The organism is Paenibacillus sp. MY03, assembly GCF_002165585.1.
GTDB lineage: Bacteria > Bacillota > Bacilli > Paenibacillales > Paenibacillaceae > Pristimantibacillus > Pristimantibacillus agaridevorans.
This window is the reverse complement of record NZ_MXQD01000048.1, coordinates 1-13865: the sequence shown is the minus strand read 5'-3', so window position 1 is coordinate 13865 and position 13865 is coordinate 1. Positions and strand designations below refer to the sequence as shown.

At 54.9% G+C, this 13865-nt stretch carries 9 protein-coding genes; 1 reads left to right on the top strand and 8 read right to left on the bottom strand.

The window, feature by feature from the left end; all coding sequences use genetic code 11:
- Positions 1-423: 423 nt before the first annotated feature.
- From B1748_RS28720 to B1748_RS28690, 7 genes are all read right to left on the bottom strand, one after another.
- Positions 424-1395, bottom strand: coding sequence for a LacI family DNA-binding transcriptional regulator (locus B1748_RS28720; protein WP_087571401.1), 972 nt, complete (start codon positions 1393-1395; stop codon positions 424-426).
- Positions 1396-1501: 106 nt separating this feature from the next.
- Entirely contained in the window at positions 1502-4900 is a 3399-nt protein-coding gene (locus B1748_RS28715) for a GH36-type glycosyl hydrolase domain-containing protein (protein WP_087571400.1), read from the bottom strand.
- A gap of 18 nt (positions 4901-4918) precedes the next feature.
- A complete protein-coding gene (locus tag B1748_RS28710; RefSeq protein WP_087571399.1) occupies positions 4919-7084 on the bottom strand; it encodes a glycoside hydrolase family 3 N-terminal domain-containing protein in 2166 nt (721 codons plus the stop codon).
- A gap of 69 nt (positions 7085-7153) precedes the next feature.
- Positions 7154-8560, bottom strand: coding sequence for a sulfatase family protein (locus tag B1748_RS28705; RefSeq protein ID WP_087571398.1), 1407 nt, complete (start codon positions 8558-8560; stop codon positions 7154-7156).
- 33 nt (positions 8561-8593) lie between these two features.
- On the bottom strand, positions 8594-9454 hold the full coding sequence (locus B1748_RS28700) for a carbohydrate ABC transporter permease (protein WP_087571397.1): 861 nt from the start codon (positions 9452-9454) through the stop codon (positions 8594-8596).
- Between the two features lie 15 nt (positions 9455-9469).
- Positions 9470-10360, bottom strand: a complete 891-nt coding sequence (locus B1748_RS28695; RefSeq protein WP_087571396.1) for a carbohydrate ABC transporter permease — start codon at positions 10358-10360, stop codon at positions 9470-9472.
- A 147-nt stretch (positions 10361-10507) separates the two neighbouring features.
- Positions 10508-11776 (bottom strand): sugar ABC transporter substrate-binding protein, encoded by a 1269-nt coding sequence (locus tag B1748_RS28690; RefSeq protein ID WP_087571395.1) that lies wholly within the window; start codon positions 11774-11776, stop codon positions 10508-10510.
- Positions 11777-12263: 487 nt separating this feature from the next.
- Here B1748_RS28690 and B1748_RS28685 point away from each other — a divergent pair, with 487 nt between their 5' ends.
- Positions 12264-13277 carry a GNAT family N-acetyltransferase gene (locus B1748_RS28685; RefSeq protein ID WP_179215884.1) on the top strand — a complete coding sequence of 338 codons (1014 nt, stop codon included), beginning with the start codon at positions 12264-12266 and terminating at the stop codon, positions 13275-13277.
- Between the two features lie 404 nt (positions 13278-13681).
- Here B1748_RS28685 and B1748_RS37260 read toward each other — a convergent pair.
- A partial coding sequence (locus tag B1748_RS37260; RefSeq protein WP_218781665.1) for a hypothetical protein occupies positions 13682-13865 on the bottom strand: 184 nt, incomplete at its 5' end.

Below are 13865 nucleotides of genomic sequence, written 5' to 3'. Positions count from 1 at the left end.
AACCAGTAATATCTGGCTGACCTAATAATACGAAAGGGGCTGTCAAAGTGACAGCCCCTTACTGCGTTATCGCATCAACAACAAACTAACGGAACTGAAAGGCTTTATTTCATCAAAAAACGCCATTTCGCAATTCTAACGGAACTGACAGCTCTTAAGAGGGGCATAAGTTCGCGGTTTGCCTGGATTTCTCATGAATAACGTCGCCCAGTTCCGTTAGATTCTACTAACACGCCAAATGATCAAAATAAGGCTTCTCAGTTCCTCTACAGGTTGTCGATGATCGATCGATTATAGCTTCATTTCCAGCTTTGCATCAATGAATCGATAGTCTCTTTTCTCGGGCTATCCCATCCCAAGTCGCTCCGCGCGACTCCAAGGGGCTGTCCCATAAGGTGACAGCCCTTTCTCTTAGCTCGTCGTTTATTCGATGCGCCCGACCGACTCGCCTTCGATCAGAGATACGTAGACGCGCTCATGCTCCGCGCCTTCGCATGCGATCAGCTTAATAAGCTGCTCTGCGGCAAGCGCGCCCCAGCGGCGCTCCGAATAATCGACCGTGGCCAAACGCGGCTGCAAATAATCGGAGATCTCGATATGATCGAAGCCCACCACATGCAGATGTTCGCCGATCCGGTACGACGTATCCTTTAACGCTTGATACACGCCGATTGCCATCTCGTCATTTTGACAAAATACGGCGGCCGGACCGTCGTATTCGGCAAGGATGCGCCTCGCCGCCGCTACTCCGCTCGCTTTGTCGAAGTTGCCGGGAATTTCGTTGTACGTCAGTCCCGGTCCACCCCGCTCCACCGCTTGACGCACGGCTGCCAGCCGCTGATCGGAGTCGAAGGAGCCCTCCGGCCCCGTCACGACGTACAGCTTTTTATGCCCTTGCCGGATCAGATACTCTATTGCAAACGTCGCGCCCGCCTTGTTGTCGAGCAGTACCTGCACGATGTTTTCATGGCTCAGCTCGCGGTCCAGCACAACCAGCTTATGGCCTCTCCCCGCATGAAGCAGCAGCTCCTCGTCGGAGAACAGTCTGTCCAAAATAATGGCGCCGTCCAGCATGCCTTCCGGCAGCATCCGATGGGATTGCGTTCCGCTGCAGATGACGAGGTCGTAATCCCGCTTATTCAATTCTTCCTTCATGCCTTGCAAGAGCTCTCCGTAAAAAGCCCCTTCGAGGGTTGTCAGGTAGGCTCCGATAATTTTGGTCTCCCGCTTCTTGAGCGTTCGCGCTGCCGCATTAGGCACATAATTTAATTGTTTGGCCACGGCCAGAATTTTTTTGCTTGTTTCTTCCGTGACTTTGGGATTCCCATTTAACGCGTACGATACGGTCGAGATGGATACCCCTGCGTGCTTGGCAATGTCTTTTATACTTACCACAACTATCGCCCCTATTCCTTACTGCCCGCTTTCTTATCTCAGTCGATTATATAGTAAAAAGAGCAGCGATGGGAATACTACCCCATCGCCATCGCTTAACCTTCACTTATGCCATTGTAATGACGACTTCGTTCGAGCCCTCGGCGAACATGCCTTCCAGCGTCTCGCGAGCGATCCGCGCGCCGCCCGGGCGATAGCGATTCGTCGCCTTGACAGTATCGACTGCCGCTCCGTTTACCGTCACGCCGCGCACCGTGCCGCCGGCGATCTCGTAGCGGAACGTGACGTCATGCCCCGCCCACCGGAATGCGAACCGAAGTCCGTCCAGCTCCTCAGGCATCACGGGATCGAGCACAAGGTCGCCGCCTTCCTGGCGGATGCCAAGCGCGTTCGAGATGAGCTGATTCATGTAGATGCCGGGACCGCTGGAGTAGATCCGCCAGCCGCCTTTTACCTGCACTTCGCCGGTACGCAGCTTGCCAAAGCCTTCGCGCGCCTCGTAGCGATCCGCGAACTTGCCGTCGGAGCTGCTGAAGTACGAGTTGCTTTGGCGCCAGTCGGCGTTAGGCACGACGTCTCGGATGCCGACCGGATTGATGCTCGCAAGCGACGTCCACACTTCGTCCGTCTTGCCCAGCTTCGCCATCGCCTCGATGTAACGAATATGCGCATGGACGTATTGCAAGCCGATCTCGCGGCCAAAGTTCGCCGCTTGCTCCGCGCGCTTGAAGCGCGTGCTGACGCCGCCCGCATAATCGGCCGGACGGTTCATCAGACGAACGCCGTCCGGGCAATACAGCTCCTGCTTGATCAGGCGATAATGCGACTCCGCCTGTTCTGCATCAAACAGTTCGCCGATCATGCTGCGCGTCATCGGCAGCAAACGGTATTCGATGCCCGTCTTGCTATCGCCCGGATGCAGCATCAGATCGATGCGGCCCGGTTCTTCCATATAGGCAAAGCCGGAAGTGACGCCATCCTTGACCAGGAAGCGGTTAAAATCGGTTTTGATGCCTTCGGCCAGCTCCTTCAGCTCCGCCGACAGCCCGTCCAGCTCCTCGCTTTGACCGGCCAACGCGGCCGACAGCTGCGAGAACGTCTGGAAGGTCAGCGACACGGTCCAACTGCTGACCATGAATTGCTTAAGCTTCGCGTTAGCAGGCTGCAGGGTGTCATCCCAGTCTCCATCGCCGTAAGACGACAACCGAGTGCCATGAAGGAAATGATCCTTGATGTAGCCAAGTTCCTTGCGAGCGTGCTCCAGAATCGTATACGTATCCTCCGTCTGCTCGCCATCATGGGTCGTATATGGCACGCGTTCTTCCAGAATCGTATAATCATCGGTCACTCTCAGGTAGTCGCCCAGCACTTTGAGCGGCCATACGATGATGTCGCCGTGGCTCTCTTCCTGCTGAATCCGGTAATAACGGTCGAACATGAACCATTGCGGCCAGTTGCCATCCTTCTTGTACTGATGCGAGTAGACCGTCTTTAAAATGTCTTTCACTTGTTCGTGCTTGCCCATCGCCATAAAATATTCCGTCGGTCCCTGGCACACATCCCGCGTTCCCCATGCGGCGCCGCTGTATTGCTCCAGGCCGTGCGGCACGGAATAATGAACGAGCATGTTGTGGGTGTACCACCAGGCCAACGCGTTGAACTTCTCCAGCTTCCGCGCCTTCTCTTCCGAGTCGTGCGACAAGCCGAAGCCGTTCATGACGGAAGAGAGGAACGAACGGTATTGTTCGATATCCGCTTCGACCGGAAGGTCGTTCGCGCCAACCGTTGCACCAGTCGCAACAAACGGCTCATCCGTCTTGTCCAGCCTGCCCTCAATCGTTAGCCGCCACTTGGCGGACGGAGCGAGCTCCAGCACGACCAGCGACGCCGAACCTGCCTGCGCCTCGGCGACGAATGCCCGCTCGTCCAGCACCTTCATCTCCGCTCCGCGCAGACCGAGACGGAATTGCAGCTCCGGATAGACGCCCGAGCTTAACGATTCCGCATGAGCGCGAAATACAAGTCCGCCCTCTTCTGTCTCCATCCGATATGGCAACTCGTATTCCTTGTCGTTCATCGTCATCTGATTCGACACGAGGAACCGGTACGACTTGCCCTTCCGGGAGACGACTTCAAGCGCCAATTCGGGTGCGTCGGCTTTCGTCCACGCGGTGATGACAAGAGTGTCTCCGCCTGTTTTGTAATACCAGCGCGCGTAGTTGAAGCCGATCTCGTATAGGGAAGGCATCGTCAACAGGCGGAATTGCCCGTCGGTCTCCACATAGATCCGCTGCCCGGACGTCTTCAGCACGTTCAGCGCGTTCCGAGCGTTCGTCATCAGCTTGTTGAACGACGTATTGCCGATCGTGATCTGCGAGTGGAAAATGCCGTACATATAATTGGTTGAGGACAATACGTTGTCGTTTATCCGGGCATTGTCGCCACTCATCAAAATATGGCCATGCGGACGCTCCATACGCAGCTCCTTGGCCTTCAGCACCACGTGCTCGTACGTCGGGGTAAAGAAGGACAGCAGCTCGTCGCCATCGCGCTCTTCTTGCAATCGCACAGGGAACAACGTTTCGATCTCTTCCGGGGTTACATTCTCGGTACGCAGCGGATTTCCGATCCGATCACTCCACGAGACGCGTTCGCCAATCGGGCCAGGCTCGCCTTTTTCCCTCAGTGCCTGAGCGCCTTCCCATGCCGCAAGAATGTCCTCCGCATAAGCCAGCTCGCTTATCGCTTCCGGATGGTTCGGATTCAGCAGGCCATAAAATACGAACGATGCCTCTTGACCGGCGGTTAGCCGCACCGTCCGAGATTGCAGCGCCGTATAAGCGAATTCGTATTGATAGACCTTATTGTCCAGACGATCGCGACCGAGTGCTTCCGGCACGTCCGTTTCCTTGTAGGATAGTCCGAAGAACTGGAAGCCGTCGGTCGAATACGATACCGCTCCGGTGAGCGATCCTTGCTGCAAATACGGGAATCCGGTCGACATCGGCTGATTCTGTCTCGAGCAGACCGCGTATCCGTTCTCCTCCGTCTGAAAAACGGTATGGCCCAAGTATTGGGACATGTACGCCTCGTTCGTGCGAACCGCGCCTTTGTCGGCGAGGCCGACATCCTGGCCGTACACCAGATCCGCTTCCAATCCGTAGCCGCCAAGCCGGACATCCCAGAACCAGATCAGCCCCGGCATCAGCGTAAACGTCACCTGATAGGTTATGCCCAGCGTCTCCCCGCTCCAGACAACCCGGCTGTCGGCAGCCGCCACGCGGCTGTTCGACCTTACGCCAAGCAGCGGCGCAAACAGGTAATTGCCCTCCTTGCGCACGCGCACATACAAATTGTTCATGGATCCGTCCAGCGGATTCGACATGACTTGATTGATCATCAGATCTTTGTAGCCGATCTCGCGCAGGTCTCCGCTGCTCAGAAATGTAAACGTCAAGCCGTCCGCTTGCACGGCAATTGTTTTCTCTTGCTGTTGAGTACTCATCTCCGGGCTCCTTTCCCACTATCTCAATTCGAACGCAAGCTCCCGTACGTCTCGGCTGTTCGGTCCGATCATGGCCAGAAATCGGCCGGGATCGCTGCTATATTGCAAGTCGGAATGATGATATCTGAGCATCTCTTCCGTTATTTCGAATGCGACCGTCTTCGTTTCGCCCGCTTCGAGCTTAACTTTCTCAAACCCCTTAAGCTCGCGCAACGGACGGACGGTCTCGCCGGCCATGTCGCGCACGTACAGCTGCACCGTCTCTTCCGCTGCGATTTCTCCCGAGTTCGTTACCGCAACGGTAAGCGTCAGCTTGCCGTTCGCGCTCAGCATGCCGGAAGACAACGAGGCTTCGCCATATCGGATGTCCGTATAGCCAAGTCCGTAACCGAACGGCAGCAACGGCTCGTTCGGAACGTCCAGATACTGCGATACGTAGCGTACGCGCTCGCCGTTCGGATCCTGCGGACGGCCCGTATTAAATGCGTTGTAATAAACCGGAATCTGTCCCGCCGAATGCGGAAAGCTCATCGTTAAGCGGCCCGAAGGAGCCGCGATGCCGTACAACAGCTCCGCCACCGCCGCGCCGCCGTTCGTGCCGGGGTACCATGCCTCCAGCACGGCATCCGTCTCGTTCAAAACGCCTCGCAAATCCAGCGGACGGCCGTTAAACAGCACGGCGACCGTCGGCTTGCCCAGCGCACGAACCTGCCGAACCAGCTCAAGCTGGCGTCCCGGCAGCGCAAGCTCCGAACGGCAACCCGCTTCCCCGCTCATCTCCGAATCTTCGCCGAGCGCAAGCACGACGACGTCCGCCGAACGCGCGGCATCCAGCATGGCTGCGAGTTCTTCGTCCGACAAGCGCTCCGCACCGCCGCAGCCGACTGCCGTAACGGCTGAAGATCCGGCAACGCCGCGCATGCCGTCTGCAAGCGTAACGACTTCTTCGCGTTTGCCCATGCACGACCAAGGACCGAGCAGGTCGTCGCTGTTCGCGAACGGCCCGATCAACGCCACCTTGGCCACCTTGGCGAGCGGCAGCGTTTTTCCTTCGTTCTGCAGCAGCACGCATGACTTCAGCGCCGCTTCATGCGCGGCAGCGCGATGATCCGCGCTTAATAGCACTTCGCGTTCAACAGCAGAATCCGCATAACGATGCGGATTCTCGAACAGTCCCAGCTTGCGCTTCAGCTTTAGAATGCGCATAACCGCTTCGTCCAGCAGGCGAATGTCCACGTCTCCGCCCTCGACCAGCTCTTGCAGGTGATGCGGATAACATGGCGACATCATCTCGATATCAACGCCCGCTTCGATCGCCTTGCGCGCGCATTCCTTCTCGACTTCCGCGACGCCGTGCGGAATCATTTCCTTAACGGCGCCCCAATCGGAGATCAACACGCCGTCGAAGCCCCATTCGCCGCGAAGCAGGTCGCGCATCAGCTTGCGGTTGGCCGTCGCAGGGATGCCGTCCACCGTATTAAACGCCGTCATGACCATCTCGCAGCCTTCTTCGAGCGCGGCCCGGTAGGACGGCATGTAATACTCGCGGCGCATCCATTCCGACATATCGACGGTGTTGTAGTCCCTTCCGCCCTCTGCAGCGCCATATGCCGCAAAATGTTTTATGCACGCGGCAATTTTATACGGCTCCTTGGACACGTCCTTGCCCTGATAGCCGCGCACGAAGGCGCGGGCGAACTGGCTATTGAGCCACGGATCCTCGCCCGTAGACTCCATCACCCGTCCCCAGCGCGGATCGCGGGTCAGATCTGCCATCGGAGAGAATGTGACGTGAATGCCCGCCACGGCCGACTCTTTCGCCGCAATCGCAGCCGAAAGTTCCGCCAGGTCAAGATCCCACGAACAGCCTAGCGCCAGAGGCACCGGAAAGATCGTGCGATAGCCATGGATAACGTCCGCCATCGTTAGCAACGGGATGTTTAGCCGGTTATGCTTCAGGTGGGCTTCCTGAATCGCGATCGCTTCTTCGGCGCCGCCGAGCCCCAGCACGGATCCGGTCTGGCGAACCGTCTCTTCGGTAATGCCCATCCCTTCGAGCGGTCCCGTAATTTGACCGGCGCTGTTCGCCCCTTCGTAGAAAGCGGGCGCGAGCTGCAGCAGTTGATTAACCTTCTCCTCCAGCGTCATCTCGTCCAGCAATCGTTGCAATTCGTAATCGTTCACTGCGTCATTCCTCCAAGCTTCCACTGAAATCCCGACGTTTGCCGAAGCCGAATAGGATTCCGACGTCTTCTAGTGGATATATTCGTCCTGCACCTCGTCCATCAGACGCTCCAATTGCTTTGTAAGCGCGGCAATCCGGTCTGCATAATCAGGGTTGTCGTATACATTGTTTAACTCGTACGGATCCTGCTCCAGGTCGAAGCACTCCCATTCCGGCGGCCGGTTTTCGTCCCGCGAGTCCGTCGTGCCTAACGCCTGCGCGTAATAGTAGATAAGCTTGTAGCGATGAGTGCGGATGCCGTAATGCGAATAAACCTCGTGAATGCCGTCCAGATGCATCCAATAGCGATAAACCATCGCCGTTCTCCAGTCCTCCGGCCTTTCACCGTTTAACAGCGGCCGAATGCTGCCGCCCTGCATCCGCTCATGAACCGGCAATCCGGCATACTCCAGAAACGTAGGCGCAAAATCCGTGTTCAAAATCATATCCCAGCACACGCCGCCCGGCTTGATTTCCTTTGGGTATCGAATCAGGAACGGCATGCGCAGCGATTCCTCGTACATGAACCTTTTGTCGAACCAGCCATGGTCGCCCAGAAAGAAACCTTGATCCGACGTATAGATGACGATCGTATCCTCCGCCAGCCCTTTCTCGTCAAGGTAGTCCAGCATCCGCCCGACGTTATCGTCAATGGAAGCGATACAGCGCAAATAATCCTTGATGTAGCGCTGATACTTCCACTTCCGTACTTCCTCCGTCGGCAAGCCTTCGGGAGGCGGTCCTTTCGTATCGAGCTCGTTCAGGTCATCGATGCGCATCTTCGCCTGGACGGCAGCCTGCGAGCGGGTCGCATAATCGTCATTAAACGTCTCCGGCTCGGGAATATCGATATCCTCGTACAGATGCTTGTGCTTCTCGTCCGGTTCCCAATGGCGATGCGGCGCCTTATGATGGCACATCAGCATAAACGGGCGTTCCGGATCCCGATTATCGATCCACTCCAACGACTTGTCCGTGATGACATCCGTAACGTAACCATCGAACGTTTTCCTTGTCCCCATTTCGTAGAAATCGGGATTAAGGTACTCGCCCTGATCCGGCAACACGCTCCAATAATCGAAGCCGGTCGGATCGTGATATCCCCCATGGCCCAGATGCCACTTGCCGATGATGGCCGTCTGATAACCGTCCGCTTGGAGCAGCTTGGGAAAGGTAACCTGCCTGCCGTCGAGATCGTCGCCAAGCGTCTTTACTCCGTTGACGTGATTGTAAGTACCCGTCAAAATCGTAGCGCGGCTCGGGGCGCAGATCGAATTGGTGCAAAAGCAGTTATCGAAGCGCATCCCCTCGTCCGCCAACCGATCCAGATTCGGCGTTGCGTTAATCCGGCTGCCGTAAGCGCCGATCGCATGCGAAGCGTGGTCGTCCGACATGATAAACAAAATGTTCGGGCGCCTGCGTAAAGCTGAAGTCATCCTCGCACCTTCCTTTTCCCATGAAAAATACTCTTATTTCAATCCGGAAATCGTGAAGTTTTCAATAATGTGTTTCTGGAAGTAAGTGAACAACACGATGACCGGCGCCACCATAAACGTAGCTCCCGCCATCTGCAGACCGAAGTTCGCCGCGTATTGTCCCTTTAGCAAGGATAGTCCGACGGACAACGTATACAGACTCTCGTCGTTCGCGATAATGAGGGGCCAAAGGAAGCTGTTCCAGCCCGCGATGAACGTCAGAATCGCCTGAACCGCCAAAATCGGCTTCGAGATCGGCAAGGCGATCTGCAAGAAGATGCGGTATTCGCTTGCGCCGTCCAGACGCGTAGCCTCCAGCAGCTCCGTCGGAATGGTCGACATGAACTGTCGGAACAAGAAGATCGCGAACGCGCCTACGAGACCCGGCAGGACAATGCCCGTCATCGTATTCGTTAAGCCCAGCGAGTTTAGAATGAGATAAACCGGGATCATCGTTACCTGGCTCGGGATCATCATCGTGGCGAGCACCAGGACGAACAATCCGTTGCGGCCTTTAAAATCGTATTTGGCGAAGCCGAAGCCGGCCAGCGCGTTAAGCATCAGACCTCCGAACGAGAACAGGACGATGATCAGCGTGTTTTTAAGGTATACGCCAAAGTTCATATTCTCGAACAGGTAGCTGAAATTGTAAGTCGTAAACGTTGCCGGCCAAAAGGTTGGCGGAATCTGCACGATCTCGCTCTCCGGCTTAAAGGAGGACAAAACCATCCAGAAGAACGGCAGAAGGAAAAATATACCGCCAATGGTCAGCAAGATGCCGGATATCCACTGGAACGTTAAATTGCCTTCGCGATCCCGCGCCCCTCCTTTTTTCCCTGCGACAGTTGTACGCATGATGTTATCCCCCCTTTAAGTCATGTCCGACTCGTTCTTCTGCAGCCTGAGCTGAACGAGCGTCACGGCGATAATGCAGACAAACAGAACGAAGGAACCGGCGGCTGCATAGCCGAAGTTGTTGAATTTAAAGCCGTTTTGGTAGATAAAGAGCGCTACGGACAACGTGCCGTCGAGCGGACCGCCTTCCGTCATGACGAACGGCTCTTCGAAAAATTGCAGCCAACCGATCATCGTCGTGATGGACACGAAGAAGATCGCGAAGCGCAGCATCGGAATCGTAATGCTCGTCACTTGCTGCCAGGTGTTCGCTCCATCGAGCTGGGCGGCTTCATAATACGTTTTCGGAATGCCTTGAAGCGCCGCGATGAAGATAATCATATTGAGGCCGATCGCCTTCCAGATCGCAAGCAGGATCAGGGACAGCTTGGCTATCGTCGGTTCCGTCAGCCAAGGCACATCCGGCAGACCTACCGAGTTCAGGAGGTAGTTAAACAGGCCAAGCGCAGGATTATAAAGATAACTCCAGACAACCGCAACGGCAACGATATTGGTTACGGAAGGGAGGTAATAGACGACTCTAAAGGCTTTGAAGATTCGGGACGTGCCCAGATTGATCAGCAAAGCGATGGTTAAGGAGAACAGGATAACGAGCGGTACCCCGATTGCGACGTAGAAGAGCGTGTTGAGTATGGCCTTCAGGAAGACGGGATCCTTTAGCACTTCGACATAATTTTCGAAGCCGATAAACGAAACCCTGTCCCAATTCGCGAGTCCCCTTAAATCCATGTCCGTAAAGCTGATCACAAGCGCGACCACAATCGGTACGATGGAGAACAACGTAAGTAGCAGCAAAGTCGGCGCAATAAAAAAATACGGCGCCTGCCTATTCATAAACCCTTTCATCACCTTGAACCTCACATCCTTCTTCATGCCGAAAACGGCATATATAGGAAGCGGGCCGGCCTATACAGCCGGCCCGCTTCGGTCGCTTGCATGGCGACCGCCGGCCGCTTTAGCTGCGGTTGCCATACATGACAAGCTGGTGGATCGTTATTTCATCAATTTAATCGCGTCGTTGTTGAAGCTTTCCAGTTCTTTTTTCACGTCCGCGTTATTGCGGTAAATCACTTCGAAGTGTTTTACATAGCTTTCGCTGATTTGCGCCCATTCGGTAATAACAGGCATCGGTTGGGCCGCGTTCAGCTGCTCGCCGATCACTTTATAGTTCTCGTCGTTCTTCAGCTTGTCGTCTTCCCAAGCAGCAGTAGCCGCCGGCAGGGAGCTAGTTGTCTCCATCCACTGAAGCTGCGTCTCCGGCTTGCTCATAAATGCGATGAACTTGGCTGCGGCATCTTTGTTCTTCGAGTATTCGAAGATCGACAGGTTGGAACCGCCAAGCAGCGAGATGTTGTTCTCTTTCTTCGGAAGAACCGCCATCGCCCATTTGCCGTCGATTTCCGGAGCTTGATCTTGAATCAGCTTGATCATCCAAGGACCGCTGATGAACATCGGCAGAATGCCTTCTTTGAAGGCAGGGATGATGTCGAGACCCAGATCCTTCGGCGCGGAGCCGTTTTGGTAGAAGCTATTGATGTACTCTACCGCTTCGACGAACTTGGGGTCGCTGAAGTTCGGCTGGCCCTCAGCCGTGAACCATTCCGCGCCGTTCTGGCGGGAGAACATGAAGCCCAGCGATTGCTCCTTCGGATCGATGCTGATGCCGTACTTGCCGTCGCCGCGAGCCGCCAGCTTCTGCGCCGCGTCGGACAGCTCCTCCCAGGTTTTCGGAGCGGCTTCATAACCGACTTCCTTCAGCAGATCCGTGCGGTAGTATAATACGCGCGTTTCGACGTACCAAGGGGAGCTGACATATTTGTCGCCCGCTTTGCCGGCCGCTACGGCGCCTTCGTAAAAGTTGTCCGGATTCAGCTCCGGATATTTTTCGACGTATGGCGTCAGATCCGCAAGCGCCTCCGCGTCGGCGAATTCCGGAATCCAGGACGTGCCCATCTGGATGACGTCAGGACCTTTTTTCGAAGCGATTGCCGTCAAGAGCTTCTCATGGCCTTGATTCCATGGCAGCGCCTGTACGTTGATCGTAATGTTCGGGTTTTCTTTCGTAAATTGCTCCGCCAGCTTCGGCAATGTTTTGGCCTCTTCGCCCATGCCCCATACGCTAAGCGTTACTTTTTCGTTTTCCTTGCCGCCGCCATTGCCTGCCCCCGTATTGCCTTCCGTGTTGTTGCCGTTCGCCCCGCAGCCGGCGAGCAATCCCGCGCCTAGAGCAACCGTCGTAATCATCGCAAATGTCTTTTTCATTCTGCAAACCCCTCTCGAAATATCATTTGATCATGCTCACTACCCGTTCTTACCCCGTTCCCTCGTATTCCAACCATTTGGACGAATTCATACTTATTTTTTGAAGCACGCGCCCTTGCATGGTTAGAATGCCCTTAGAAGCAGAGCTTCATTCCAATAAAGCTGTGGCCTCCAACTGATGCAACCTATTAGAGAAACGTTTCGATAACAATCGAAAATCGTGCTGCGAATGTTTTCTTTTGTCAGATGATCGCAATCGAAACGTTTCGATATTGATTATAATGCAAGTTGAAATCGTATTCAAGTGAGGTTTTTAACTTTATCGAAACGTTTTTATTTCCATCTGCCGTATCTCTTGCCACGCTTGCTTACATTTTGTTTTCAGTATTATTTATTTCAAGCTAATGTTTCCCTATCCATGGACCTTCCGCGTAAGCGATACTTCAAGTATATAAACTTGAGGATAAGAAAGGTCGGTGTCAAGAACATGAAACAACCTTTCACACTGCGTGCCCTTCGATTGCCGGAGGACTACGCTCCGCTCGCCGAGCTCCTGAACGAATATTGGTCGGAGCCAACTACCGCCGGGCGTTTGGAGGAGGACGACAAGAAGTTATACGAAGTCGGACATACCTGGATGGATGACAGCGGACTGCTTGGAGGTTATGACCGCACAAGACGCGTAGCCGTCTCCCGGGACGGAGATATCGTCGGATATGTCTGGTCATGGCGGGCTCCGTGGACTGAGCCGGGGTATCTGTGCAACACATTGATTGTCAGCAAAGCTTATCGGGGGCAGGGAATTGGCGAAGCACTGCTGCGCCACGCCTTCCACTGGGGAGAAGAGCTTGGCGCAGCCTCCCTCATTACGGAGGTATGGGACGATCACCCGGAAGCTTTGCAATTCGCCATTCGTCGGGGATTCATCGTAGAACGCCACGCGTATCAGTCCGTGCTGCAGCTTGCCAACGTATCCCCGGAGTGGTCGGATCGCAATCCCGCAGCCATTCTGGCAAAAAGCGGACTAAGACTGTTGACTCTCGCGGATGAGCCAGGCGAGGAGAGCGAGCGCAAGCTCTACGAGCTATCCGCCTCGACAATGCGGGATATCCCTAGCTTCCTTGGCGACGTGCCTGACTTCGATCAGTGGAAGAAGTGGTATCTGGAGGTGGACGGCTTTCGGCCTGGGCTGGTGCTGATTGCCGCCGCCGGCGACCGGTTCGTCGGCATGACGAACGTCCTCCATATCGAGGCGACCGGGGGATTGTATCATGAGTATACGGGAGTCGACCGCGAATACCGCGGCATAGGAGTCGCGCTCGCGTTAAAACTGGAGGCGATCCGCAAAGGCTTGCGTTTGGGAGCAAGCTATATCCGGACGGACAACGATTCTATGAACGCGCCGATTCTGTCCATCAACCGTAAGCTCGGCTACGAACCTCTGCGCGGCATGTACCGAATCGTAGCATCGATGGAGAAGGTAAAAGAGGCTCTCGGTTAGTCAGAACGTTAAATTCCCGGCTCCAGGAATAGGGCAAGATCACCCTTGTCAAACGTCGGAATTACCTGAAGGTAATTCAAATAAACAAAAGCGTCCAATCAATCACCGCCTAACGGGCATAGGGAGGCTGTCGATTCATTGTGCAAAGGTGAAATTGCGGGCAAGTTTCCGGCAAGAAATGAACGGGAGCAACTGTAACGGAAATGAGAGGCGTTATTTCAGCAAAAAGCGGCCCTTCGCGAATCTAACGGAACTGACAGCCCTTATAATGGGCAAAAGTCCTCGGTTTGCCTGGATTTCTCACGAATAACGTCGCAGTGTTCCGTTAGATTTTATAATCACGCCAAAAGATCCATATAAGGGCCCTTATTTCCGTTAACAGGTTGGCGATGATTGATTTGCAGCTACATTTCCAGTTTTGCACACAACGCATCGACAGCCTCATAACTGGCGCCATTCTTCGATTTTTGTCGATTCATTGTGGACGGCAGCAAAGTTAAGTAAAGGCTGTTCGTAACGGACACCACAGTCGCTATTTCGCAAAAATGGGGCCTGTTCAAATTGTAACGGACACAGACGACCTTACTT